The sequence below is a fragment of the Novosphingobium sp. B-7 genome (genome assembly GCF_000410615.1).
Taxonomy (GTDB): domain Bacteria; phylum Pseudomonadota; class Alphaproteobacteria; order Sphingomonadales; family Sphingomonadaceae; genus Novosphingobium; species Novosphingobium capsulatum.
On sequence record NZ_APCQ01000789.1, the window covers coordinates 1 to 24,665 of the forward strand.

Below are 24,665 nucleotides of genomic sequence, written 5' to 3' on the forward strand. Positions count from 1 at the left end.
AGGCGCCGGGCATGCCGGTGTTCGACAACGGCGCGGCCATGCCGGCGCTGGAAGACCTGACGCTGCCGGCAGACCTGCCGATGGCGTTGCCGGCCGATCTGCTCAAGACCCGGCCCGACGTAGCGGCAGCCCCCCCAACGCTGGAAGGCGCGGCGGCCGACGTGAAAGTGGCGATGGCCGCGCGCCTGCCGCAGCTCACGCTGTCGGCCACCGCCGGTGGCACGGCCGAGGACTTTGGCCGGATGTTTGCCGATGGCAATCCGTTCTGGCAGCTGCTCGGCGCGCTGGCGGCGCCGATCTTCCATGGCGGGTCGCTCAAGCGGCAGCAGCAGGCAGCCGAACACGCGCTCGATGCGGCCAAGGCCGGCTATCGCGGCACGGCGCTTCAGGCCTTTGCCGATGTCAGCAATGCGCTGACCGCGCTCTCGGCCGATGCCACCGCACTGTCGATCGCGCAGCGTGGCGATTCGGCAGCCTCGGCCAGCCTGGGCTTCGTCAAGCGGCAGCTGCAGCTGGGCGGGGTGGGCACGCTGCAGGTGCTCAATGCCAGCGCCGTGGCACAGACCGCGCGGGCGCAATACGTGGCCGCCAAGGCGGCGCGCCTGTCTGACACCGTGGGCCTGTTCGTGGCGCTGGGTGGTGGGCTGCAGATGCCCCAGGGCGCAGCGCCAGCCGGGCAGTGAAACAGCAAAAGCCCGCGTCGGTGATCCGACGCGGGCTTTCCCCTGTTGCCCTTGGGCGAACGCGATTAGGTGATCAGAACGAGGCCATCAGCGAGACCACGCCAACCGTCTTGCCGGCGCGATACATCTGCTCGCCCGAAACCCCGGCGAAGGGATTGTTGGCAGCGTCCTGGCGGCTGACGTTGGTGCCGACGACCGAGAAATCGAGCGTCAGGTTCTTCCACGTCGTGCTGACACCAGCGGTGTAGTCGATGTATTCCTTGGTGTAGTTGAACGAGCCGCCAGTGTGACCCAGGTGGGTGTGGATCGTGAACGGGCTGTGCGGAATCGCGCCCGACAGTTCACCATAGACATAGGTGTCGGTGCGCGTGGCATAGACATCCAGGTTCTTCTGGTGCGGGGCGAAGTTGATGCCGGCCTTGGCGTTGATCGGGCCGAGCGCCTTGGACAGCGAGCCATAGACTTCATAGAAGTTGAGGCCCGGCGCACCGGGATAGATGTAGCCATAGAGGCCCACGTCAACCGTCACGCCGCTGTTGCTGAGGCCGTGGGTAAAGCCGCCATAGACGTCGATTTCGGTGCCGCCGATGTTGACCGCCGGGCTGGGCGAAGCGCTCGAGCCCCAGGTCGAGACGTAGAAGCCCGAGCTGTGCGACAGGGTCAGCGTGCCCTGGACGGCCGGCAGGTTGTTGGACTGCGAGATGCCGCGGAACCGGTACTGGCTGATGACGCCGGCGGCGCCAGTCACCTTGAAATCGCTCGGGGGCGCGGTCTCGTCGGCCATGGCAGGCACGGCATAACCGGCAAGCACGGCAAGGCTGAACGCCGTGGCGACCTTGGCCACGCGCGACTTGATGGACGTACGCATGAAATACCTCTTGATTTTGTCTTTGACGCGTCGCCCCGCCTGCACAAATCGCCCCGGCCTCTTTCTTGCGCGGGCTGGTTGACGACTTGCGCTTATCTGGATGCCGCCGCCTGCTGCGTTGCACAAGACCATTCCGCCGACCGTGGCATTCTCGTTCTGGAATGTGTCTTTTGTGCATCATAGTGTTTCTGGCGCTTGTCTCGGCCGCGGCAGCACCCATATAGTTTGGCGAATGATCGTCACGGCCGGTGCATGCTGAAGTTGCTTAAGTCACTCGTTTCCGGGGCGCGGGCAGAACCGCCTGCTCCGCCCACGCTGGTTCCTGCGGGCCAGCGCGTCTATGCGGTGGGTGACATTCACGGCCGGCTCGACCTGTTCGAGCAGATGATTTCCCTGATCGAAGCCGATGACGCCGCGCGCGGTGACCACAGCATGGTGAAGACCACCGTGATCCTGCTGGGTGACCTGATCGATCGCGGGCCAGACAGTGCCGGCGTGATCGATACCGCCCGCGCCTGGGCACAGCGGCGGCGCGTGCGCATCCTGGCCGGCAATCACGAGGAAATGTTCCTGGGCGCGTTCGAGCGCGACGAAACCCTGCGCCATTTCCTGCGCCACGGCGGCCGGGAAACGCTGCTGAGCTATCCGATAGATCCGGAAGACTATGCCCGGATGACGCTGGAAGAACTGCGCGCCGCGATGCCCGATTTCGTGCCGCAGGCCGACATCGCGTTCCTGCGCGGGTTGGAAGACCAGATCCGCATCGGCGACTATGTCTTCGTGCATGCCGGCATCCGCCCCGGCGTAGCGCTGGACGAACAGGTGCCCGGCGACATGCGCTGGATTCGGGGGGAGTTCATTGCCGACCGGACCCCGCGCGATTTCGCCGTGGTGCATGGCCATACCATCGTTGACGAGCCGGAGCTTTCGCCGCTGCGCGTCGGCATCGATACCGGGGCCTATGCCTCGGGCCGGTTGACCGCCGTCGGGCTGGAAGGCGCAGAGCGCTGGCTGCTGGTGGCGCAGGACGAATCGGCAGAGGCCAGCCCGGGCTGACGGGCGCGGGCCTGTCCCTGCAACGCCAAGTGCATTTCGCCGCAAACTGCCGCTGATCCTGGTGCAAGCGGTTGCTTTGGCGCCGAATGTTTCGCACTTGCGCAAATTCTTTGCTGTTGTTGCGAAGCCGCCACAATCTGCACCATCGTTGCGCTGCGATGCTTTCACTTGAAATGATTGGCAAGACTGCGCGGCTCTTCCTGAAGCATTTTGTCTTGAACGCCAAAATCAAGTAAAAATTGCAGAAATTTTGTCATTTTCGTGTCACAAGAAACCGGTCAGGGAGGCCTGCCGGCGCGTGGAAGATTTGTGCCGGCGCCCTGCCATGCGTCGGGTCGTCTGATGGCAGCGGGGACGGACCATCTTTCTGTCGTTGCATCGCGGCGACTGATTACACGCAACGGGGACACCAATGCACCGCTCGCACTTTACTGCCGGCTCCATGCTGGCGCTGGGCATGGCTCTGGCCAGCACGCCCGCCTTCGCCCAGTCCACTGGTTCGGTCGATTTCGAACAGCAGGCCATCGTGGTCAGCGGCCGTGCCGCCAAGTCGGTGAACGGCGTTCAGCTGCCCGACACGCCCAAGGCCAAGCAGGTTCTCGACCAGACGATCATCGCCCACCAGACGCCGGGCCAGACGATCAACGACATCATCAACCTGGTGCCGGGCGTCAGCTTCCAGAACAACGACCCGTTCGGCTCGGCCGGCGGCAAGCTGTTCATCCGCGGCTTTGACAATACCCGCATCTCGCAGACGTTCGACGGCATGCCGCTGAACGACACCGGCAACTATGCCCTCTATTCGAACCAGCAGCTTGACCCCGAAATCATCGAGCAGGTCAACGTCAACCTCGGCACCACCGACGTAGACTCGCCCACGGCGGCCGCTTCGGGTTCGACCGTCAACTATCGCTCGCGCATGCCGACCGAAGACTTCCACGCGCGCATGCTGGGTTCGGTGGGCGATTTCAACTTCATGCGCATCTATGGCGAAGTTGACACCGGCAACCTGACGGCCTCGGGCCTGCGTGGCTGGATCACGGCCTCGAGCGCGACCAACAACGCCGTGTTCGGCGGCATCGGCAAGATCGACAAGAAGCAGTTCAACGCCAAGCTCTATCAGCCGATCGGCAGCAACGGCGACTTCATCTCGATCGCCGGCCACTACAACAAGAACCGCAACAACTTCTTCGGCTCGGTGCCGATGTGGACCGAAAACTACGGTTCGCGCGTGGTGGGCGGTTCGTCGGCCAACCGCTATCCGCTCAACGGTGACGAGCGCTTCTACCAGGAAGCCCGCTGCACCACCGCAGCGGCCAATGCCGGCGTTGCCGACGTGGCCAACTCGTGCGGCTCTGACTACGAATACCGCTACAACCCTTCGGACACGGCCAACGTGCGCATCAACACGCGCTTCACCCTGGCCGATGGCCTGGTGCTGACGGTCGATCCCTCGATCCAGTGGACCAGCGCGAACGGTGGCGGCACCGTGGTGGCGACCGAAGCGGCAGCGCCCAATGGCACGCTCGGCTTCAATGGCAGCAACTACTACTTCGGGCGTGACCTCAACGGCGACGGCGATCTGCGTGACACCGTGCGCCTGCTGGCGCCGAGCCAGACCAAGACCGCGCGTCTCGGCCTGCTCGCCTCGCTGCGTTACGACATCAACCCGAACAACACGATCCGCGTGGCCTATTCGTATGACCGCGGCCGCCACAAGCAGACCGGTGAACTGGGCAACCTCTACACCAACGGCTTCGGCGTGGACTACTTCCCGTCGGAAAACGCGCTGACCGACGCCAAGGGCAATATCGTCCAGAAGCGTAACCGCCTGTCCTATGCGATCCTGCACCAGGTCTCGGCGGAATATCGCGGCACGTTCGATGCGCTGTCGGTCAACATCGGCCTGCGTATGCCCTTCATGAAGCGCAACCTGAACAACAAGTGCTTCACCACCGGCGCCAGCGGCGGCGTGGCGTGCTATGCTACCTCGGGCGATCTGGCGACGATGGCGGCTGCCAACCCCTATGTCGTGACCGCAGCCGGCCTGCCGACCAGCGGCTGGGCGGCACCGCAGCAGCGCGTGTTCACCTACAGCAAGCCGCTGCCGACCGTGGGCTTCACGCTCAAGGTCGCGCCGTCGGCTAGCATCTTTGCCAACTATTCCAAGGGTCTGCAGGTGCCGGGTACGGACAACCTGTATAACTCGTTCTACTTCCCGCTGAACAACGCGGCGGCCAAGCCCGATCCGGAAACGACCGACAACTTCGATGCTGGCGTGCGCTTCCGTTCCGGCCCGCTGCTGGCGCAGGTTTCGGCCTGGTACACGATCTACCAGAACCGTCTCGCCTCGGCGTTTGACCGCGATCTCCAGGTTTCGATCTATCGCAACCTCGGCCGCGTGGACAAGTATGGCTTCGACGGCTCGCTGGCCTATGCGCCGACCAAGGATCTCTCGTTCTACGTGTTCGGTTCGTACCTGCACTCGAAGATCCGCGACAACGTCGACGCCGGCACCTGCTCGGCGGCCAACGTGACGCTGGGCATGTATGGCTGCGCCACGGCCGGCACCCAGGCGTTCTACCAGACGGCTGGCAAGCGTGAATCCGGCGCCCCGGTCTACACCTTCGGTGGCCGTGTCGATGGTACGGTTGGCCCGCTCTCGCTGGGCGTGCAGGCCAAGCGCACCGGTCCGCGTTACGTGAACGACCAGAACCTGCCGTTCTACGTCAACAGCGGCGGCAAGCTGGAAATCTTCCCGGCCAAGACGCGCCCGTACACCGTCGTCGATCTCGACGCGAAGCTGGCCCTGTCGAAGGTTGCGGAAATGTTCAACGAACGCACCTTCCTGCAGCTCAACGTCACCAACGTGTTCGACGTGAACTATGTTGGCGGCTTTGACGGCACGCTGATCAGCCAGGCGACCAACGGCAACCCGATCACCTATGCGCAGCTCAGCCCGCCGCGCACGCTGATCGCGACGCTCAGCTTCGGCTTCTGATCCTTTCGGACAGAACTGGCAAAAAAGCCCGCCGTCATCCCTTGGGGTGGCGGCGGGCTTTTCATTGTGGGGCGCCGCTGCGCCGGGATGCGCGCGAGGTGCGACCAGCCGTGCTGCACTGCACTATCCAGAACTGTGTCAACTGCGTCATTCTAGGCGCGGTCTCATGCGGTCGGGAACGGACGCCTGCTTTCGTCGTTGTGCTTTGCAGCAATGTTGTTCCGGTTGAATGCGTGATCCTGCGGCAAGAAGGGGGCAAGCCCTGCCTGCCAAAGATGTGATATCCGGCGGCTCGGCTTACACGCTGGAGGGGCCGTCTCTCGCCACCGGGAGGCGGCCTTTCCGCTACTATTGATAGACGCAGGTGTCGTACTGGCCGCGCACCACCGAGGACCGCGCGGCAATGGCATTGCCATGGCGGCGCACAAATCCGCTTGCGCCGGTCACTTCGCGCACCTTGGGCTGGGGGAAGGCGGCAGCGATTCGTGCCGCCTCGATCCGCGACAGGTGCAGCGCGCCCTTGTTGTAATAGCGCTGGGCGCCGGCCTCCACGCCATAGGTGCCGATGCCGGTTTCCGCGACGTTGAGATAGACCTCCATGATTCGCCGCTTGCCCCAGATCTGCTCGATCAGCACGGTGAACCAGGCCTCCAGCGCCTTGCGGAAATAGCCGCCGCCCTGCCACAAGAACACGTTCTTGGCGGTCTGCTGGCTGATGGTGGAGCCGCCGCGAATCCGGCCGCCCTGCTGGTTGCGTTCGAATGCCTGGAGCATGGCAGCCTGATCGAACCCGTGATGGGTGCAGAACCGCGAATCCTCGCCGGCGATCGCTGCGTCGACCATCGTGCGGTCGATGCGCGTGAGCGGCGTCCAATCCTTGGTCACGCTGTTGCCGTCCATCAGCATCGTGGCGGTGATCGGCACCGGCACCCACTTGTAGATCAGCACCCACAGCACGCTGCCGACCAGGAACACGACGATGGCGCGGCCCAGCCACCAGCCGAGCCGCCAGGCCATGGAGCGTTCCTGGGACGGGCGGGAGGGCATGAGGTGCTTGAACATGCCCGCCTTATGCCGCGCTGCGGAATGGCAATCAATCCGGCGGCGTCACGCGATGCGCGCACCGCGCGCTAGGGGGCGCAAACTTTTGGGCAGGGCGTTGCCATCGGCAGGGCCACCCCCCACTTTGCACGCGACAGAAAAAGGATCGCCTTCATGAAAACCAGCGGCAACACCATCCTCGTCACCGGCGGGGGCAGCGGCATCGGGCGCGCATTGGCCCAGGCCTGGCATGCGGCGGGCAATACCGTCATCGTCACGGGCCGCACGCTGGCGACGCTCGAAGAAACCGTGGCCGGGCGCGACGGGCTTCATGCCATGGCGCTTGACGTGACCGACGCCGCCGCGGTCGCCAGCTTTGCTGCCGAAGTGACCGCGCGCTTTCCCGCGCTCAACGTGCTGGTCAACAATGCCGGGATCATGCGGTTCGAGGATCTGCGCGGCCCGCGCGACCTGGCCGATGCCGAGGCCACCGTGGTCACCAACCTGCTGGCCCCGATCCGCCTGACCGATGCCCTGGTCAACCACCTGGCGCAACAGGCCGATGCGGCAATCGTCAACGTTACCTCGGGCCTGGCATTCGTGCCGCTGGCAGCCGCCCCGACCTACAGCGCGACCAAGGCGGCGATGCATTCCTATACCCAGTCGCTGCGCGCGCAACTGGCCGGCCAGGTGGAGGTGATCGAACTCGCCCCGCCCGCCGTGCAGACCGGGCTGACGCCGGGGCAGGAAACCCGCGAAGGCTATCTGCCGCTCGATACCTACGTCGCCCAGGTGATGGACCTGTTTTCGCAGGTGCCGACACCGGCGGAAATCTGCGTGCCCAACACCCTGGCGTTTCGCCATGCCGAGCGCGACGGCAGGTTTGACGCGCTGCTTGCCCAGCTCAACGGGCACTGAGCCGCCGCCTTGCGCTGCGCACGATCTTCATCGCTTTGAACGGAGCTACCAGACGATGACCAAGTTTCTGCACACCATGATCCGGGTGACCGATCCTGATGCAACGATTGCGTTCTTCAACCTGCTCGGCGTGCAGGAAACGCGCCGCTTTTCCAGCGAGCAGGGCCGTTTCACGCTGATCTACCTGGCGGCGCCGGGCCAGGATTACGAAGTGGAACTGACCTATAACTGGCCGGCCGAGGATGGCAGCGCCGAAGCCTATGCCGGCGGGCGCAACTTTGGCCACCTCGCGTTCCAGGTGGAGGATATCTACGCCACCTGCCAGACGCTGGCCGATGCCGGGATCACCATCAATCGCCCGCCGCGCGACGGGCACATGGCCTTCGTGAAGACGCCCGATGGCATTTCGGTGGAATTGCTCCAGAACGGCCGCCTCAATCCGGCCGAACCCTGGTCCAGCATGCCTAATACCGGTACCTGGTAAATCCACGGCATTGATCACGGCGCGCCAGCCGGCACCGCCAGGGCGGGCGCGCTGATATCCAGGGCCCAGTCGCGCAGCGACAGGGCATAGGCCGTCACTTCGGTGCAGGCCTGCACGTCGTCCGGGGATACCACGATACCGGCGGCGGGCAGGCTTTGGCGAATGCCGGCAGGGCCGGCCGCGCTGCCGTTTGGACCTTATATCGGGCGCTGGCCCCACGCGGTGAGCAAGCGGCAGCGCGCGCCGCTTCACGTTCTAGATCATGGTGCGCCGTTTGGTTGCTGGCAAGTTTGTGATAGCGTTCTGCGTCGCGCGCCAGGTCGGAGTGCGCCTTTGCCGCGCGATAGCTGCCCGGCTCCCGCCGAACGCAAGCGGCGGCTACCGCAAGGTTGTGGATGACCAGTGCCGTTGTAAATCAATGCGGTTGGCCACCCAAAAAAGGGCACTGGAAATCTGGTCGCCGTCTCGCACCGGTCCAGATGGTCGCTTCCTCGCTGCAGGGCTGGTCGTCGCGCCCGACCGTGCCGAACGTTAGGCCATGGTCACGAAGATCTCGGCCAGGATGACCCAGCCTGCATCGCTTTGCCGCCACTTGGCGCAATAGCGTCCGCTGGCGTAAACCGCGCCGCTATCGGCGTGGCGGCCCAGCCACTCTCCCTGTTCCAGGGCGATCGGTTCCACCGCCGACACCTCGATCGTCGCCGGTGTGCGCAGATAGATGCTGCGCGGGCTGGCGGCGAACTCGCGCTTCCAGGCCTGGAGTTGTGCTTTGCGCCCGGCCAACACGGCGCTGTCGCTGCCCGTAACCAGCACCACGTCTGGCGCCAGCAATGGCCCAATCGCGGTCAGGTCGGCATCGGCCAGGGCCTGGTTGAATGCGGCGCGGCGCAGGCGGATGGCAAGGTTGGCGGGTTGGCTCATACCACGCTATCACCACGCCGGCGCCGCCGGGGCAACCACTCGTCGCGTTTAACCATGTTTCTGCGGGTTTTCCTGAAGCCCGCTTTAGGCTGGAGGGAAGGTCGCGCACGCAATCTGCGGCGCATGATCCGCCACGTCCCCCCTGAACACGTCAAGCTTGGCATGTTCATTTGCGGATTCGGCGGATCGTGGTTCGATCACCCGTTCTGGCGCACGCGTTTCGTCATCTCGACGGCTGACGACCTTGCCAAGGTTCATGGCTGTGCCGCTCCCTTCGTGATCATCGACGAGGCGCGTGGCGGCCGATACGAGGCGGACCGGGCCAGGCCCGCGCCACCTGCATCCGTGGCGGGCGCCATGACGGGGCAATCGCCTGGGCCGGTCCACCGGTGCCGGCGTGCCTCTCCCCCTCCGCCCGATCGCGCGGATGCCCTGATGCACAGCATCTCGCGCCAGCGCCGCCGCCAGGTCCAGAAGATGGTGGGCCAGGCGCGCCAGACGATGCGCAGCCTGTTTGACGATGCCCGCATGGGTCGCGCCGTGCGTATCGCTGATACCCATCAACTGGTGGAAGACATCGCAGAGGCTGTTGCCAGCAGCCCGCGCACCGTGATCGATGTCGTCCGTCTCAAGAGCAAGGACGAATATACCTTCGCCCATTCTGTGGCGGTGTGTACCCTGATGATCAACGTCGCCACGTTCCTTGGTCTCAACGCCCAGGAAACCCGCGACTATGGCCAGGCTGGCCTGCTTCACGATCTGGGCAAGATCGGCATCCCGCAAGACGTGCTGAACAAGCCCGCCAGCCTCACGCAGGAAGAATTTGCGCTCGTCCGCGATCATCCCGAGCATGGCTTCCGCCTGCTCGAGGCATCGGGCGATGTCTGCCAGACTGCACTCGATGTCTGCCGGCACCACCACGAGCGGCAGGACGGCAAGGGCTATCCCGCCGGCCTGCACGCGGGCGAGATCAGCCGCGCCGCAGCCCTTGGCGCGATCTGCGATTGCTATGACGCGCTCACGTCCGATCGTATCTACAAGCAGGCCTGGACGCCGGCCGAGGCGCTCGCCGCGATGTGGGGATGGGAAGGGCATTTCGATCGCGATCTGCTCTTTGCCTTCATGCAAAGTATCGGGGTGTTTCCGCCCGCCATGGTGGTGCGTTTGCGCAGCAACCGCCTGGCCTTGGTGCAGCCTGGGCGCCGCACGGATACAGGCCCCCGCGTGACGGCGTTCTTCTGCACCCGCGAACGCGAACCGCTTGTGCCGCAAGACATGCTGCTCGATGATGCCAATCCGCTTGACAGTATCGTCGGACATGCCTGCGGCCATGAATGGGGCGTGCCGGATTGGAATCGGGTACGCCGCCAGCTGTGGCGCGGCGCGGCCGACCCCCCGCAGCTGTGAGCATGACTGCGGAGTCGGCTGTCGGCATAAGCAAACTTTATGCAGCATATCGGCCCTGGTGATGAAATCCGAAAAATACCATTATGTTTTAAAAGGATATTTTCCAGAATTGCAAAATTGCGATTTGCACGGCAAAATTGATTCCAAGCCGTCTTGCCGTATTCTGTCGGGCACATAACGCCAGACAGAGGGCACGATGGCACCGGCTTCTTTCGATACGATCAACCCAGCCACGGGCGAGGTGCTCGCCACCATCCCCATCGCCGGCGCAGCCGAAATCGATGCCGCTGTGGCCCGCGCCCGCGCCGGGCAGCGACAATGGGCCCGGCTGACCGGAACCGAGCGCGGCCGCGTGCTGCGCCGGGCGGTCGATATCCTGCGCGCGCGCAACGATGAACTTGCGCTCTTGGAAACCCGCGATACCGGCAAGCCGATCCAGGAAACCATCGCGGTCGATGTGCTCTCGGGCGCTGATTGCATCGAATATTATGCCAATGTGGCAGCCACGATCGCCGGCGAGCACGTCGATCTTGGCCCCGGCGCGTTCGGCTATACCCGACGCGAGCCGCTCGGCGTAACCGCCGGGATCGGCGCATGGAACTATCCACTGCAGATCGCCTGCTGGAAAAGCGCGCCCGCCCTGGCCTGCGGCAATGCGATGATCTTCAAGCCTGCCGAATTGACCCCGCTTACCGCGATCGAGCTGGAAAAGATCTATCTCGAGGCCGGCGTGCCCGAAGGCGTGTTTCAGGTCGTTCAGGGCTTTGCCGCCACCGGCCAGTTGCTCTCGCGCCATCCCGGCATCGCCAAGATCTCTCTTACCGGAGAAGTCGGCACCGGCCGCAAGGTGATGGCCGACGCTGCCGCCACGCTCAAGCAGGTCACGCTCGAACTGGGCGGCAAGAGCCCGTTGATCGTGTTCCCCGATGCCGATCTCGACAATGCCGTCTCGGGCGCGCTCCTGGCCAATTTCTACTCGGCCGGTGAAGTCTGCTCCAACGGCACGCGCGTGTTCGTGCATGCCATCGTGATGGATGATTTCCTCGCCCGGCTAAAAGCGCGGACCGAGGCGATGATCGTGGGCGATCCCGCCGATCCGGCCACCCATGTCGGCGCGCTGATCAGCCAGGCCCACATGGAAAAGGTGCTGGGCTATATTGCCAAGGGCCAGGCCGAAGGGGCCACGCTGGTCACCGGCGGCCATCGCGTCCTCGCCAACGGCTGTGACAAGGGGGCGTTCGTCGCCCCCACGATCTTTGCCGCCTGCAACGACGAGATGGTGATCGTGCAGGAGGAAATCTTCGGCCCGGTCATGGCCGTGCTCCCTTTCACCGACGAGGCAGAGGTGGTGGCGCGTGCCAATGCCACCGAATTTGGCCTGGCCGGCGCGGTGTTCACCCAGGATCTCACCCGCGCCCATCGCGTCGTGGCCGCGCTGGATGCCGGCACCTGCTGGATCAACACCTACAACATCACCCCGATCGAATTGCCGTTCGGCGGGGTCAAGCAATCGGGCCTGGGCCGCGAAAACAGCCGCGCCGCCATCGAGCACTACACGCGCCTCAAGAGCGTCTATGTCGCCATGGAGCCGATCGATGCCCCCTACTGATGCGGCCCCAACCGACGCGGGTGCAGGCGAAACCTTCGATTATGTGATCGTCGGCGCCGGTTCGGCCGGTTGCGTGCTGGCGAACCGTCTCACTGCCGATGGCCGCCATCGCGTGCTGCTGCTGGAATTCGGCGGCTCGGATCGCTCGATCTATATCCAGATGCCCGCCGCGCTGGCCTATCCGATGAACACCACGCGCTGGAACTGGCGCTATGAAAGCGAGCCGGAACCACACCTCAACAACCGCCGGCTGCACTGTCCGCGCGGCAAGGGCCTAGGCGGATCGTCATCGATCAACGGCCTGGTCTATGTGCGCGGCAATCCACTCGATTTCGAAAGCTGGGAGGATCAGGGCGCGCGCGGCTGGGGCTATGCCCAGGTGCTGCCCTATTTCAAGCGCGCCGAAACCCGCGCCGAGGGCGGCAATGCCTATCGCGGCGGCGATGGGCCGCTGTCCACTACTTATGGCACGCTCGACAATCCGCTGCACCACGCGTGGATGGAAGCGGCGCAGCAGGCCGGCTACCAGCCGACCGAGGATTACAACGCCTTTCAGCAGGAAGGCTTTGGCCGCATGGACATGACGGTGCGCAAGGGCGAGCGCTGCTCCTCGGCCAAGGCGCATCTCTATGATGCGGTCAAGCGGCCCAATCTCAAGGTGGTGCAGCATGCGCTGGCCACCCGCATCCTGTTCGAGGGCACGCGCGCCGTTGGCGTTGAATACGAACGCGGCGGCACGCTGCACACGGTGCGTGCCGGGCGTGAGGTGATCCTCTCGGGCGGCCCGATCAATTCGGTGCAACTGCTCAAGCTGTCGGGCATCGGCCCGGCCCGGGAACTGGCCAGCCACGGCATTGCCGTGCGCGCCGATCGCGCCGGGGTCGGTGCCAATTTGCAGGACCACCTGGAATTCTATTTCCAGATGGCCTGCACCCAGCCGATCACGCTGTTCGGCCATGCCAATCTGGTGGGCAAGGCCAAGGTTGGCCTGGAATGGCTGCTGCGGCGTACCGGCCTTGGCGCTTCCAACCACTTTGAATCCTGCGGTTTCATCCGCAGCCGCGCCGGCATCCGCTATCCCGATATCCAGTATCACTTCTTCCCGATGGCCATCAATTACGATGGCTCATCGCTCGCCACCGAACACGGGTTCCAGGCTCATGTCGGGCCGATGCGCTCGAAAAGCCGGGGCACGGTCACGCTGCGTAGCGCCGATCCCCGCGAAAAGCCGGTGATCCGCTTCAACTACATGAGCCACCCGGACGATTGGGCCGAAATGCGCGCCTGCGTGCGCCTGACCCGCGAAATCTTCCAGCAGCCTGCCTTTGCGCCATTTCGCGGCCGGGAAATCCAGCCCGGCGCCGATTGCGTCAGTGATGAGCAGATCGACGCGTTCATCGCCGAAAAGGTGGAAAGCGCGCTGCACCCATCGTGCACCGCGCGCATGGGCCGCGCGGACGATCCGCTGGCGGTGGTCGATCCCGAACTGCGGGTGATCGGCGTTCAGGGCCTGCGTGTGGTCGATAGCTCGGTCATGCCCTCGATCACCACCGGCAATCTCAACGCGCCCACGATCATGATCGGGGAAAAGGCAGCCGACCACATCCTCGGCAACCCGCTCCTGCCGCCGGCCAACGAACCTTACTACGTCCACCCCAACTGGGAAACGCAGCAGCGATGATCGGTGAAGACCCCGCGATAACCCCCGCGATGACGTTGGCTGCCCCCACCGGCGAACTGCATCGTTCGCTCGATTGGAAGGGGGCGTTCTGGGCTTCGTCGGGTGTTCCGGCGGGCGTGCTGCTCACCATGGGCGGCATTGCCGCCACCATCGGCCAGCCCAGCTGGGTCGTCTGGATCGCCTCGATCCTCATGGGGTTCATCCAGAGCTTCGTCTATGCCGAGATTGCCGGGCTCTATCCGCACAAGTCCGGCGGTGCTTCGGTCTATGGCGCTGCCGCCTGGCTGCCCTACAGCCGCTTTGTCGCCCCGATCTCCATCTGGGCCAATTGGCTGGCCTGGTCGCCAGTGCTGACCCTCGCGACCAGCCTGGCCGCCGGCTATATCATGGCCAGCCTGTTCGCACCCGATGCAGCGATCATGACCTGGCAGATCAAGCTGGTCGATCTCGGCTTCGTGCGTCCGGGCCTGTCGCTGCGCGTCAACGCGGTGTCGCTGATCGCCACGGCTTTCCTGCTGCTCACCTTCGCTTTGCAGCATGGCGGCGCGGCGCGGGCAGCCCATGCGCAAAAGATCCTTGGCCTCGTGTGCCTCGCCCCGCTCATCCTGGTCGGGCTGATTCCTGTCTTTACCGGCAATCTCCCGCGTGCCCATCTCTTCCCGCTGCTGCCGATGCTGCGTGATGCGGCGGGCCATGCCGGCTTCGGCAGCTGGAATGGCTATGGCCTGGTCCTGCTGATGGGCGCGATGTTCGGCGCCGGATGGTCCACCTACGGCTTTGAAACGGCGGTGTGCTACACCCGCGAATTCCGCAATCCCGCCCGCGACACGCCGCGCGCGATCATTGCCTCGGGCGTGCTGTGCATCCTCGTCTTCGCGCTGGTGCCGCTGGCATTCCAGGCTTCGCTCGGCCTTGATGCCATGCTTTCGCCCTCGATCTACGATGGCTCCGGCGTGGCCCAGGCGCTGGCCTCGATCGTCGTCAAGGGGCTGGGCCTCGTCGCCTCCAGCCATGCCGGCGTGCTGATCGCCAACCTGTTCATCGCCATGCTCATCCTGTCGCTGCTGCTGATCGTGATGACCTCGATGATGGGGTCGTCGCGCACGCTCTATCAGGCATCGCTCGATGGCTGGCTGCCGCGCTATCTCTCGCGCGTGAACAGCCACGGTGCGCCCACTGCCGCCATGTGGACGGACCTGGGTTTCAACCTGATCCTGTTGCTGGCGTCAGACTATTTCGCCGTGCTGATGATCAGCAACGTCTGCTACCTCGCGTTCAATTTCCTCAATCTCCAGGCCGGCTGGATTCACCGCATCGATCGCGGTGACAAGGAGCGTCCGTTCCGCTGCCCCACCTGGCTCCTGGCGCTTGGCTGCACGTTCGGATTCGTCAACATGGCCTTCATGGGCGCCGGCGCCGATGTCTGGGGCGCGGGCACGCTGCGCAACGGTCTCATTGCCCTGCTGCTGATCGTGCCGGTCTTTGCCTGGCGCCACTATGTGCAGGACAAGGGCGTGTTTCCCCATGCCCTGGTCGAAGACTATGCCCGCAACAGCGATGGCACGATGACGCGCCGCGCCGGCTGGCTGCCCTGGGTGGCCCTGGCTGGTTGCGCCGCGCTGATTGCCGTAACGCACGCCTTTGCGCTGCACCACGGCGTGCCGACGGCGGGGTGAGTCCCCGCCGCAGCGGCTATTCCGGCAATCTGTGAAAGCGATCAGATCGCCGGGCTGAACAGCGCGGGGATCGCCTGGGGCAGGTCGGCCTCGGCCTGGGCATGGGCGCGCGGATCGTCCACGTCGATCCACCAGGCGGCATCGATTTCCATCGTGGCAGCGCGGCCCGCATCGGCCAGCACCTGCATGCCATCGGAAAGCGATCCGGCGCGGCCCATGGCCACGGCTTGGGTGATCGCGGCGGGCAGGGCGGCCGTCGCCAGGAAGGCGCCGCAATCCACCGCGTCATAGGGGAATATCGTCTTGCCGATCGCCGCGATGGTGCCATCGGGCCGGGTGCGCACCCAGGTGGCATCGTCGGGATCGACCAGCGGGTTGTCGAGGCGTCGATCGATCGCCAGCGTCACGTCGCGCGTTGGGGCGCCTTCGTGGGTCAGGCGCTCCAGGATTTCGGCGGAAAAGATGTGGTCGGCCATCATCAGCAGGAATGGCCCATCGACCAGTGCCGCGCCGGCGATGACGGAATGCCCATTGGGCAAGGTCCAGTCCGCCACGCGCGCCGCCTCGATGCTGACACCGCAACGCGCAGCCAGTTCAGGCAGGGCGGCTTCCACGCGGGCGGCTTCGTGCCCGGTGACCACCACGATGTGGCGGATGCCGGCCGCAGCGGCCTGGCGCACGCCCAGTTCCAAAAGGGGGAACCCGCAAACCGGGGTCAGTGGCTTGGACTGGCTGAGATCGCGCAGGCGCGATCCCAGTCCAGCGGCCAGGATAACCGCATGCCGCGGCACGGCGGCGCCAAGGGCGGGCCGCGACACGGCAGCAGTTTCCATGCTTATTCGGCCGCCTGCGGCACCGCGGCGATATATTCATCCACCATGCGCAGCGCGACATCGTCGATGAACTGTTCAGGCGGGTGCTTGCAGAAATAGGCCGACGGGCCGATCAGCGCACCGCCTTCACCGCGCTCCAGCGCCACCTTGCAGCAACGGATCGCATCCATCACGCAGGCCGCGGCATTGGGGCTGTCTTCCACCGACAGGCGCAGTTCCAGGTTCACCGGAACGTTGCCCCACTGCACGCCTTCCATGCGCAGGAAGCAGATCTTGTTGTCCTTCTGCCACGGAACGTATTCCGACGGGCCGATCAGGATGTTTTCCTCGGCCAGGCGCTGGGCCAGCATGGCCTGCACGGCTTCGGTCTTCGATTCCTTCTTGCTCGACAGGCGATGGCGGTCGAGCATGTTGAGGAAGTCGGTGTTGCCGCCGGTGTTGAGCTGATAGGTGCGCTCGGTGGTCACGCCGCGCGCCGAAAACAGCGTCGAAAGCGTGCGGTGCACGATCGTGGCGCCAACCTGGGCCTTGATGTCGTCGCCCACGATCGGCAGGCCGGCGGCACGAAAGCGCGCTTCCCATTCCGGGTTGCTGGCGATGAACACCGGGATGCAGTTGACCACGGCAACGCCCGCTTCCAGCGCGCATTCCATGTAGAATTCGCTGGCCTTCTGCGAGCCGACGGGCAGGAAGTTGAGCAGGATTTCGGCGCCCGACGCCTTGAGCGCGGCAACGATATCGGCCTGGCTCGGGTCTTCGCCTTCGGCCACGATGAACCCGCGCTCACCTGCGGCGGTCATGTGGTCGGCAACGCCGTCGAGCACGCGCCCGCGCATCACCTTGGCGCCGGTGGTCGGCACGTCCTTGTAGAACACGGTGGTGTTGTTGGGGGCAGCGAAGATGGCCTCGCCCAGGTCCTTGCCCACCTTGCGAGCATCGACATCGATCCCCAGAACGAATTCCACGTCGCCCGGCACATAGTCGCCGATGACATCATGGATCAGGCCTTGGGAAGAGTTGTTGTTCTTGTAATAGAAAACACCCTGAACCAGTGAACTGGCGCAGTTGCCGACGCCAATAACCGCGACTTTGATCGATGGCATTTTAGGTAATTCTCCTGCGGTCATGGCGGTGGCCCATGCTGATAACAGCCAGGTACCTGCCTGACACTCAAACGAAACTGCCTTTTCGCGGTGCTGCCCACCCTGCCCTCATACAAGGCCGAATGAGTGGAACCCGGACGGTCCGGACCGGAAGGCGCCAAAATAGTGCAATCCTCGGGCCATGGCAATGGAGCCCGATGTGGTTGTTACATTATGACTGCCATACTGCAACTGCATTGCAACTTTACGCTCGACTTGTCGCACGCTGGAAACGCTTGGGCGTGCGCTCGCGGCGATTCAGCGTGCGGCAGCGCTCTGGCTTGCGGCCGTGGCAAAATCCTGCTCCAGCCGCCGCGCGGCGCCGCGCGCATGGGCAATCGATGCCAGCAGCACGATATTGAGCACCACCGCTTCGAACAGGAAATAATAGAGCGGCGATCCGGCCAGCATGGCCACGCCCAGCAGGATCGTGCGGCTGTTGGCACCCAGGATGCGCCATGCCGGCAAAAGGTCGCGGGCATGGTCCCGGGCGATCGCACGCGCGTTTGCCGTTCCGGCCGGATCGGTGGCCAGCCGGTCATAGGCGGCATCGACGGCAAGGCCGCCGGGCGCCAGGGCGCGGCCGAGCAAGAGATAGAGGCGGGCCAGCGCCGTGCCCGGCCCGGTGATCGGTACATCGTCCTGGCGCAGCCACGGATTGCCATAGGCCCACCACTGGTATTGCCGCCGCTGCACTTCATAATGATTGGCCTGCACGATGCGGCTCAGGCCCGCGCCGACCACTGCGATCCAGCACCACGCGCTGACATGCTGCTGCAGCCACCAGCCGAGCAGGAGGTACACCACGGTGTGGCTGCCATAGTCGCACAGCCCGTCCACCATTTCGCCGTGGGGCCCGCTGCGTCCGGTCAGGCGCGCCAGATCGCCATCGGCGCCATCCACCACGTGCCAGCTCAGATGCAGGGCCAGCCCCAGCAGGGCCATCCAGGGCCAGCCCGGCTGGCAATAGACCACGCCAGCGGCCACCACCATGGCGGCGCCGAACACGGAAACCATGTTGGGCGTGATCGGCGTGGGTGCCAGCGCCCAGGCCAAGCGCCACGACAGGGGGTGATAGATCCGGCTGTTGAGCCAGTCCTGCAACTCTGCCGGGCGCAGCGGCCGTGGCGGGCGCACCCGCTGCTGGGTTTCGGCAGGGCCAGATGCTGTGGCGGTGTTGGCGACGCGACGTGACGGGTTCATCGCCTGCACCCTATACCGCGCCATCGGTCTCGCCAATTGCAAACCATATCGGTGCTGGCGTCTGCGGTGCAGCGGTGGGGATCAGCGGATATAGGCCTTGATGATCGCCACCAGTTCCTCGGCAGCCTGGGTCTTGGGATCGCTGCCTGGCTGGCCGGGGTCGATCATGTGCTCGCGGATATGGTCCTCGATCACTTCGGCGATGAAGCCTTCCAGGGCGCCCCGGCAGGCCGTTGCCTGTTGCAGCACGCGCGCGCATTCCACTTCGGCATCCACTGCCCGTTCCAGCGCGTCGATCTGTCCCCTGATGCGTTTCAGCCGGTTGAGCAGTTTCTGTTTTTCGGCTGCCACATGGCTCATGATCCCGGTCCCTTTTTCACTTGATACCATACTCCCCTAGGGTATAGGGGCGGGCAAGTCGAGTCGTTCCCCGGCCGCTCCCGCGTGGCCGGCTGACGCGATGATATTCAAGGAATCCAACCGATGCCGCGAAGTTGCAACCATGCCGCCGATGAGGGCGACAGTAGGCGCTCAAGCCTGACTGGCGCTTGCGTTGCGGCCGGCAGCTCGCCCGCGGGATCGGTGCGGCACATCCGCTGATGTGTCTTCGGTCTGGCCGGGCGGTTGTCGCCTGACCAAGGACCGAATTGATGATCAAGATTGCTTTCCCGCTGGTGCGGCGCGCCCGGCGCGCAACCGCCGCAGACCGCCGTTCCGCCGCCATCGGCATGGGCAACACGCACCTGTCATATTCCCCCGCTAGCGCTGCGGCGGTGAACAGGTTGGCGGCTGCATCGATCGAATGGCGCATGGCCGGCCGGCTGGCCCTGGCTGTTGCCCTCGGCGCATTGCTCGCCCAGGCACCCGTTCGGGCCGATGCTTCGCCCCTGGCCCAGGCGGCCGATCAAGCCACGGATCAAGCCCCGGATCAAACCCAGGATCAAATCTTCGCCATCCATGGCCAATATACGCTGGTGACGCAGGGCGTCGGTGGGTTCGCGTCGCCCTATTCGGCTGACAACAGCCTGGCGCCGCATCAGGTCAAGGCCACCAACGATGCCACGCTCTATCTCGGCGTGCGGCCTTGGCGCGGGGCGGAAGTCTGGGTGAACCCCGAAATCGACCAAGGGTTCGGCCTGTCCAACACCCTGGGCGCAGGCGGCTTTCCCAGTGCAGAGGCCTACAAGGTTGGCCAGTTCAGCCCCTATTTCAAGTTGCAGCGCGCGTTCCTGCGGCAAACCATTGCCCTGGGCGGCGATGCCCTGGCGGTGGCGCCGGGGCAGAACCAGCTGCGCCTGGCCACCACTGCCAATCGCCTGGTGGTCACCGCGGGCAAGATGGGTGTGGGCGATGTGTTCGATACCAATCGCTATGCCCATGATCCGCGCGGCGATTTCCTCAACTGGTCGCTCGTCGATACCGGCAGCTTCGATTATGCCGCCAATGCCTGGGGCTATACCTATGGCGTCGCGGCCGAATGGTACCAGGGGCCGTGGACCTTGCGCGCCGGGCTCTACAATCTGTCGCAGGTGCCCAACGGCGTCGCGCTGGAAAGCAATTTCTCGCAGAATGCGCTGGTGGTGGAAGGGGAGCGCCGCTTCACCCTGGCCGGCCATCCCGGCGCCGTGCGTGTCACCGGCTTTCGCAACCGTGGCCGCTTTGCCCGCTTCGATGATGCCCTGGCGCTCGCTGCCGCTGGCGGGCAGGGCGTGCCAGACCTCGCCCCGGCGCGCCGGGTGCAGGATCGCCTCGGCATCGCGTTCAATGCCGAACAGGAGGTGACCGGCAACCTTGGCCTGTTCATGCGCAGCGGGTGGAGCGACGGGCGGATCGAAACCTACGATTTCACGGATATCGACCGCACCCTGGCATTCGGTGGCGCGCTGGCCGGCAAGGGCTGGGGGCGCCCGCAGGATACCTTTGCCATTGCCGGTGTCGTCAACGGCATATCGGCGGCGCACCAGCGCTGGCTCGCGGCTGGTGGCCTGGGCGTGCTGGTGGGCGATGGCGCGCTGCCCCATCCTGGGACGGAGCAGATCGTGGAAGCCTATTATGCCTTCCGTCCGGTCGGCTGGGGTTCACTGACATTCGATTATCAGCATATCTCCAATCCCGGCTACAACCGCGATCGCGGACCGGCCAATATCTTTGCCTTGCGTGTCCACGCCGGCTTCTGAAAGAGCCTGGATCATGACCACCACCCGCCTGCCCAGCTTTTCGCGCATGCTGCGGCTCACCCGCCCGAACCGCGAGGATGCGATTGCCTTCGCCATCCTTTCGGGCCTGGCCGTGCTGGTCTTCCGCGCGGCCGAAGGCGCCGTCGCCCCGCTCAGCAGTCTCAATCTCGAACCTGTCACGCTCGCGCCGGTGCATCTGCCCTATTATGCGCTGCGCACCGTGCTGCGGATGTTCGCCGCCTTGCTGGCCTCCACCGTGTTCACGCTGGTGGTGGCCACGCTGGCGGCGCGCAGCCGCCACGCCGGGCGGCTGATCGTGCCCGCGCTCGATATCCTGCAGTCGGTGCCGATCCTGGGGTTCCTCACGTTCACCGTGACGTTCTTCATGAACCTCTTTCCCGGCAACGTGCTGGGCGTGGAACTGGCCAGCGTCTTTGCCATCTTCACCTCGCAGGCGTGGAACATGGCGTTCAGCTTCTACCAGTCGCTGCGCAGCGTGCCCTGCGATCTGGAGGAAGTGTGCCAGGGCTTTGCCCTGTCGCCGGTGCGCCGTTTCCTGCGGCTCGATCTGCCGTTCGCCACGCCAGCGCTGGTGTGGAACGCGATGATGTCGATGTCGGGCGGCTGGTTCTTCGTGGTCGCATCCGAAGCGATTACCGTGGGCAACACCACCGCCACGCTGCCGGGCATCGGTTCCTATCTCGCCATGGCGATCCAGCAGCAGAATTTCCACGCCGTCGGCTGGGCGGTGGGCACCATGGCGCTGGTCATCCTTGCCTATGACCAGCTGTTCTTCCGCCCGATCGTGGCTTGGGCCGATCGCTTCCGCTTTGAGCAGACCGCCAGCGCCGATGCCCCGCAAAGCTGGTTTCACGATCTCCTGCGCCGCACCCGCCTGCTGCCGGTGGTGCTGGCGCCGCTGGCCACGCTGGGCCGGCTGCTCCTTGCGCTCGAACCGCGCGCGCGGCGCCAGCGTGTCGTGGTCGATGGTGCGTCCAACCCCTGGCTGGAACGGCTGTGGCAGGCGGGGGTATGGCTCGGCGTGATCGCGGCGCTGGGCTGGACCGGGCACTACGTGCTGACCTCGCTCACCCTGCAAGACATGGCACAGGCCCTGGGCGACGCGATGATCACCATGGTGCGCGTGATCGTGCTGATCGTCCTGGCCAGCCTGATCTGGGTGCCGCTGGGCGTGATGATCGGCCTGCGTCCGCGCCTGGCGGAGCGGGTTCAGCCCATCGCCCAGTTCCTCGCAGCCTTTCCCGCCAACGTGCTGTTCCCCTTTGCGGTGATCGTAATTGTGCGGTTCCATCTCGCGCCCGACGTGTGGCTTTCGCCGCTGATGATCCTGGGCACGCAATGGTACATCCTGTTCAACGTCATCGCCGGCGCCAGCGCCATCCCCAATGACCTGCGCGAGGCGGCCGGCATGTTCGGCGTGCGGGGATGGCAGTGGTGGCGCCAGGTCGCGCTGCCCGGCATCTTTCCATACTACATCACCGGGGCGCTGACCGCGTCGGGCGGCTCGTGGAATGCCTCGATCGTGGCCGAAGTGGTCACCTGGGGGGACCATCACCTGCGCGCCCACGGTCTTGGCGCCTATATCGCCGATGCCACCACCGCCGGAAACTATCCGCAGGTGGCCTTGGGCATTGCGGTGATGAGCCTGTTCGTGCTGGGCTTCAACCGCCTGGTGTGGCGCCCGCTCTATGCCTTTGGCGAACGCCGCCTGCGCCTCTGACAAACCCGCCTCTTTCCCGATTCCCTGGCCTTTCGTTTCTGGAGTATCCCCATGGCAACTCTCCTGCCGCCCCAGCCGCTGATCGAGGTCACGGGCCTGAACCATTTCTATGGCCCGCCGCCCGGTGGCCATCTCGTGCTCGAAAACGTCGATCTCACGCTCTACCAGAACGAGGTCGTCGGCCTGCTCGGTCGTTCCGGCTCGGGCAAGTCCACCCTGCTGCGCTCGATCGCCGGCCTGATCCATCCGCGCCAGGGCACCGTCTCGCGCATCGCGAGCGAGGATTGCCCCGATCCCAGCGTGGCCATGGTGTTCCAGACCTTTGCCCTGTTTCCCTGGCTCACCGTGCTGCAAAACGTGGAACTGGGTCTCGAGGCGCAAAAGGTGCCGGCCGCCGAACGCCGCAGCCGTGCGCTGGCCGCGATCGACCTGATCGGCCTCGATGGCTTTGAAAACGCCTATCCCAAGGAACTGTCGGGCGGCATGCGCCAGCGTGTCGGCCTGGCACGCGCGCTGGTGGTCAATCCCTCGCTGCTGCTGATGGACGAACCCTTTTCCGCGCTCGACGTGCTCACCGCCGAAACGCTGCGCACCGATCTGCTCGATCTCTGGTCGGAAGGGCGCATGCCGATCAAGTCGATCCTGATCGTCACCCACAATATCGAGGAAGCGGTCCAGATGTGCGATCGCATCCTCGTCTTTTCGTCCAATCCGGGCCGTGTCGTGGCCGAGATCAAGGTGGACATCCCGCGCCCGCGCGATCGCCTCGATCCGCCGTTCCGCGCGCTGGTCGATGATATCTATGCGCGGATGACCGCCCGCCCGGCCGACGCCGCCCGCCCGCGTGAAGGGGTCTTCCCCGGCACCGGCATCGCCATGGTCCTGCCGCATGTGTCGACCAATACGCTGGCCGGCCTTATTGAAGAGGTCGACGGCACCCCGTTCAACGGCCGCGCCAGCATGGCCGAACTGGCCGACTCGCTCAATTTCGAGATCGACGATCTCTTCCCCATGGCCGAAACCCTGCAACTGCTGCGCTTTGCCGAACTGCGCGGGGCCGAACTGCTGCTCACCCCAGCGGCCCGCCGCTATGCCCAGGCCGATGTCGATCACCGCAAGGCGATGTTCGGAGAGGCGTTGCTCGCCCACGTTCCCCTGGCCGGCCACATCCGCCGCATCCTGGATGAACGCGCCAGCCACAAGGCCCCGGCCCGCCGCTTCCGCGACGAGTTGGAGGACCACATGAGCCCCGATTTCGCCAGCGAAACGCTCAAGACCGTGACCAACTGGGGCCGCTACGCCGAAGTCTTCACCTATCACGAGGATGACGACCAGTTCAGCCTCGACGACCCGCAATAAAAAACGCGAAGGCGTGACGGCCGTCACGCGTAGGCAGGCGGCGGTACGGGTAGTCCATCCCTTGTCAGGCACGAACGCCTGGACAGACTTTGACAGGGGAATGACCATGATCCGTACCGCCACCTTCGCCAAGACTTTCGCCCTCTCGCTGGCCGCGATGACCGCCATCAGCGCCATGCCCGCCGCCGCGCAGGACACCGCGGCCGATATCCCGCAGGCCGAGATGGACATCGGGCATGTCGATCTCACCTCGCCCAAGGCGGTCAAGTCGCTCCAGGCGCAAGTCCGCCGTGTCGCCGCGCAGATCTGCACGCCCTATACCGATGGCGCCGGCCACATGACCCCCGACGAGCGTTCCTGCTACGGCAAGGCGGTTAAGGGTGGCCTCGCCCAGATCGAAACCCGCCGCCAGCTCGCACTGGCCCGGGCCGCGCACACCGCCGTTGCCGTCAACACCGACGTGCGCCGCACGCACTGATCGCATTGCGCAAGACATGGGCGTGTCGAGGGCTAACCAGCCACCCTCGCATGCCTCTGATCTGATCAGCCTGATCTGATCGGCCTGATCACCTTGCCCTCCCAGTCCCGTTTTATCTTCACCAATCCAAAGCGTGCGACGCCCGTGCGGTGGGGGCGTGCGCTTTGGGGCCACCGCGGTTGCGACCCGCGCGGATCGGCCGCCGGCAGGTGCCTCTTCCACAGGCCCCTGCCGGTCTTGGCGTCGGGCGCGTGCGCCATGGGCGGTTGTGGCATTGCAGGGGGCTTGGCGCTATGACCGCAGGGCATGACACGACCGCGCGCCGAGGAGCCTTGTTGCCGATGATCGCTGCCCCGCCGGCGCGCACCAGCCTCGCCGCCATCATCA

The 24,665-nt window shown here is 65.1% G+C and carries 20 protein-coding genes; 13 read left to right on the plus strand and 7 right to left on the minus strand.

The annotated features are described in order from the left end of the window. Nucleotides 1-683 (plus strand): TolC family protein (locus H926_RS26540; protein ID WP_022676011.1); only part of this gene is annotated, 683 nt, incomplete at its 5' end. 73 nt (nucleotides 684-756) lie between these two features. Here the strand turns inward: H926_RS26540 and H926_RS0109070 are convergent. Continuing rightward, entirely contained in the window at nucleotides 757-1,551 is a 795-nt protein-coding gene (locus H926_RS0109070; RefSeq protein ID WP_022676012.1) for a TorF family putative porin, read from the minus strand. Between the two features lie 252 nt (nucleotides 1,552-1,803). Here H926_RS0109070 and H926_RS0109075 point away from each other — a divergent pair, with 252 nt between their 5' ends. Then, the gene (locus H926_RS0109075; RefSeq protein WP_022676013.1) at nucleotides 1,804-2,607 is read left to right on the plus strand and encodes a metallophosphoesterase family protein; all 804 of its coding nucleotides are present in this window, start codon (nucleotides 1,804-1,806) and stop codon (nucleotides 2,605-2,607) included. A 412-nt stretch (nucleotides 2,608-3,019) separates the two neighbouring features. Further along, on the plus strand, nucleotides 3,020-5,608 hold the full coding sequence (locus H926_RS0109085) for a TonB-dependent receptor (protein ID WP_022676015.1): 2,589 nt from the start codon (nucleotides 3,020-3,022) through the stop codon (nucleotides 5,606-5,608). 348 nt (nucleotides 5,609-5,956) lie between these two features. Here the strand turns inward: H926_RS0109085 and mtgA are convergent, their stop codons facing one another. Continuing rightward, a complete protein-coding gene (mtgA, locus tag H926_RS0109090; RefSeq protein ID WP_028657789.1) occupies nucleotides 5,957-6,625 on the minus strand; it encodes a monofunctional biosynthetic peptidoglycan transglycosylase in 669 nt (222 codons plus the stop codon). 198 nt (nucleotides 6,626-6,823) lie between these two features. Between mtgA and H926_RS0109095 the strand changes: the two genes are divergently transcribed. After that, nucleotides 6,824-7,567: an SDR family oxidoreductase gene (locus H926_RS0109095; RefSeq protein WP_022676017.1), complete on the plus strand. Its 744-nt coding sequence runs from the start codon at nucleotides 6,824-6,826 to the stop codon at nucleotides 7,565-7,567. A gap of 55 nt (nucleotides 7,568-7,622) precedes the next feature. After that, nucleotides 7,623-8,051, plus strand: a complete 429-nt coding sequence (locus tag H926_RS0109100; protein ID WP_022676018.1) for a VOC family protein — start codon at nucleotides 7,623-7,625, stop codon at nucleotides 8,049-8,051. 531 nt (nucleotides 8,052-8,582) lie between these two features. On the opposite strand, the gene H926_RS0109110 is transcribed toward H926_RS0109100, so the two are convergent. After that, on the minus strand, nucleotides 8,583-8,972 hold the full coding sequence (locus tag H926_RS0109110; protein ID WP_022676020.1) for a DUF4440 domain-containing protein: 390 nt from the start codon (nucleotides 8,970-8,972) through the stop codon (nucleotides 8,583-8,585). Nucleotides 8,973-9,134: 162 nt separating this feature from the next. On the opposite strand from H926_RS0109110, the gene H926_RS0109115 reads away from it, so the two are divergent. The 4 genes from H926_RS0109115 (at nucleotide 9,135) to H926_RS26550 (ending at nucleotide 15,345) form a co-directional block, all read left to right on the plus strand. Further along, the gene (locus tag H926_RS0109115) at nucleotides 9,135-10,379 is read left to right on the plus strand and encodes an HD-GYP domain-containing protein (RefSeq protein WP_237740999.1); all 1,245 of its coding nucleotides are present in this window, start codon (nucleotides 9,135-9,137) and stop codon (nucleotides 10,377-10,379) included. A 196-nt stretch (nucleotides 10,380-10,575) separates the two neighbouring features. Beyond that, a complete protein-coding gene (gene betB / locus H926_RS26545; RefSeq protein WP_022676022.1) occupies nucleotides 10,576-11,988 on the plus strand; it encodes a betaine-aldehyde dehydrogenase in 1,413 nt (470 codons plus the stop codon). After that, the gene (gene betA / locus H926_RS0109125) at nucleotides 11,975-13,669 is read left to right on the plus strand and encodes a choline dehydrogenase (protein WP_022676023.1); all 1,695 of its coding nucleotides are present in this window, start codon (nucleotides 11,975-11,977) and stop codon (nucleotides 13,667-13,669) included. Before betB ends, betA begins: the two co-directional genes overlap by 14 nt. A gap of 29 nt (nucleotides 13,670-13,698) precedes the next feature. Then, nucleotides 13,699-15,345 (plus strand): APC family permease, encoded by a 1,647-nt coding sequence (locus H926_RS26550; RefSeq protein ID WP_051146308.1) that lies wholly within the window; start codon nucleotides 13,699-13,701, stop codon nucleotides 15,343-15,345. A gap of 41 nt (nucleotides 15,346-15,386) precedes the next feature. On the opposite strand, the gene H926_RS0109140 is transcribed toward H926_RS26550, so the two are convergent. From H926_RS0109140 to H926_RS0109155, 4 genes are all read right to left on the minus strand, one after another. Next, nucleotides 15,387-16,163 (minus strand): NTP transferase domain-containing protein, encoded by a 777-nt coding sequence (locus H926_RS0109140; RefSeq protein WP_237740998.1) that lies wholly within the window; start codon nucleotides 16,161-16,163, stop codon nucleotides 15,387-15,389. 17 nt (nucleotides 16,164-16,180) lie between these two features. After that, nucleotides 16,181-17,281, minus strand: a complete 1,101-nt coding sequence (locus tag H926_RS0109145) for an inositol-3-phosphate synthase (RefSeq protein WP_022676026.1) — start codon at nucleotides 17,279-17,281, stop codon at nucleotides 16,181-16,183. 297 nt (nucleotides 17,282-17,578) lie between these two features. After that, complete coding sequence (locus H926_RS26555) at nucleotides 17,579-18,523, minus strand: CDP-alcohol phosphatidyltransferase family protein (protein WP_022676027.1); 945 nt, start codon at nucleotides 18,521-18,523, stop codon at nucleotides 17,579-17,581. Nucleotides 18,524-18,604: 81 nt separating this feature from the next. Next, a complete protein-coding gene (locus H926_RS0109155; RefSeq protein WP_022676028.1) occupies nucleotides 18,605-18,883 on the minus strand; it encodes a metal/formaldehyde-sensitive transcriptional repressor in 279 nt (92 codons plus the stop codon). A 449-nt stretch (nucleotides 18,884-19,332) separates the two neighbouring features. Between H926_RS0109155 and H926_RS0109160 the strand changes: the two genes are divergently transcribed. From H926_RS0109160 to H926_RS0109175, 4 genes are all read left to right on the plus strand, one after another. Beyond that, entirely contained in the window at nucleotides 19,333-20,700 is a 1,368-nt protein-coding gene (locus tag H926_RS0109160) for a carbohydrate porin (RefSeq protein WP_043608784.1), read from the plus strand. Nucleotides 20,701-20,713: 13 nt separating this feature from the next. Continuing rightward, a complete protein-coding gene (locus tag H926_RS0109165; protein ID WP_022676030.1) occupies nucleotides 20,714-22,441 on the plus strand; it encodes an ABC transporter permease subunit in 1,728 nt (575 codons plus the stop codon). A gap of 51 nt (nucleotides 22,442-22,492) precedes the next feature. Beyond that, entirely contained in the window at nucleotides 22,493-23,800 is a 1,308-nt protein-coding gene (locus H926_RS0109170) for an AAA-associated domain-containing protein (RefSeq protein ID WP_022676031.1), read from the plus strand. 106 nt (nucleotides 23,801-23,906) lie between these two features. Beyond that, nucleotides 23,907-24,278: a UrcA family protein gene (locus H926_RS0109175; RefSeq protein WP_158441965.1), complete on the plus strand. Its 372-nt coding sequence runs from the start codon at nucleotides 23,907-23,909 to the stop codon at nucleotides 24,276-24,278. Nucleotides 24,279-24,665: the final 387 nt, after the last annotated feature.

What these genes read in the sequence shown, in the direction of transcription:
- H926_RS26555 (WP_022676027.1), bottom strand. Translation starts at nt 18,523, where the DNA reads ATGAACCCGTCACGTCGCGTCGCCAACACCGCCACAGCATCTGGCCCT.
- mtgA (WP_028657789.1), bottom strand. Translation starts at nt 6,625, where the DNA reads ATGGCCTGGCGGCTCGGCTGGTGGCTGGGCCGCGCCATCGTCGTGTTC.
- H926_RS26550 (WP_051146308.1), top strand. Translation starts at nt 13,699, where the DNA reads ATGACGTTGGCTGCCCCCACCGGCGAACTGCATCGTTCGCTCGATTGG.
- H926_RS0109110 (WP_022676020.1), bottom strand. Translation starts at nt 8,972, where the DNA reads ATGAGCCAACCCGCCAACCTTGCCATCCGCCTGCGCCGCGCCGCATTC.
- H926_RS0109160 (WP_043608784.1), top strand. Translation starts at nt 19,333, where the DNA reads ATGGCCGGCCGGCTGGCCCTGGCTGTTGCCCTCGGCGCATTGCTCGCC.
- H926_RS0109155 (WP_022676028.1), bottom strand. Translation starts at nt 18,883, where the DNA reads ATGAGCCATGTGGCAGCCGAAAAACAGAAACTGCTCAACCGGCTGAAA.
- H926_RS0109115 (WP_237740999.1), top strand. Translation starts at nt 9,135, where the DNA reads ATGTTCATTTGCGGATTCGGCGGATCGTGGTTCGATCACCCGTTCTGG.
- H926_RS0109175 (WP_158441965.1), top strand. Translation starts at nt 23,907, where the DNA reads ATGATCCGTACCGCCACCTTCGCCAAGACTTTCGCCCTCTCGCTGGCC.
- H926_RS0109070 (WP_022676012.1), bottom strand. Translation starts at nt 1,551, where the DNA reads ATGCGTACGTCCATCAAGTCGCGCGTGGCCAAGGTCGCCACGGCGTTC.
- H926_RS0109095 (WP_022676017.1), top strand. Translation starts at nt 6,824, where the DNA reads ATGAAAACCAGCGGCAACACCATCCTCGTCACCGGCGGGGGCAGCGGC.
- betB (WP_022676022.1), top strand. Translation starts at nt 10,576, where the DNA reads ATGGCACCGGCTTCTTTCGATACGATCAACCCAGCCACGGGCGAGGTG.
- H926_RS0109165 (WP_022676030.1), top strand. Translation starts at nt 20,714, where the DNA reads ATGACCACCACCCGCCTGCCCAGCTTTTCGCGCATGCTGCGGCTCACC.
- H926_RS0109170 (WP_022676031.1), top strand. Translation starts at nt 22,493, where the DNA reads ATGGCAACTCTCCTGCCGCCCCAGCCGCTGATCGAGGTCACGGGCCTG.
- H926_RS0109145 (WP_022676026.1), bottom strand. Translation starts at nt 17,281, where the DNA reads ATGCCATCGATCAAAGTCGCGGTTATTGGCGTCGGCAACTGCGCCAGT.
- H926_RS0109075 (WP_022676013.1), top strand. Translation starts at nt 1,804, where the DNA reads ATGCTGAAGTTGCTTAAGTCACTCGTTTCCGGGGCGCGGGCAGAACCG.
- betA (WP_022676023.1), top strand. Translation starts at nt 11,975, where the DNA reads ATGCCCCCTACTGATGCGGCCCCAACCGACGCGGGTGCAGGCGAAACC.
- H926_RS0109100 (WP_022676018.1), top strand. Translation starts at nt 7,623, where the DNA reads ATGACCAAGTTTCTGCACACCATGATCCGGGTGACCGATCCTGATGCA.
- H926_RS0109085 (WP_022676015.1), top strand. Translation starts at nt 3,020, where the DNA reads ATGCACCGCTCGCACTTTACTGCCGGCTCCATGCTGGCGCTGGGCATG.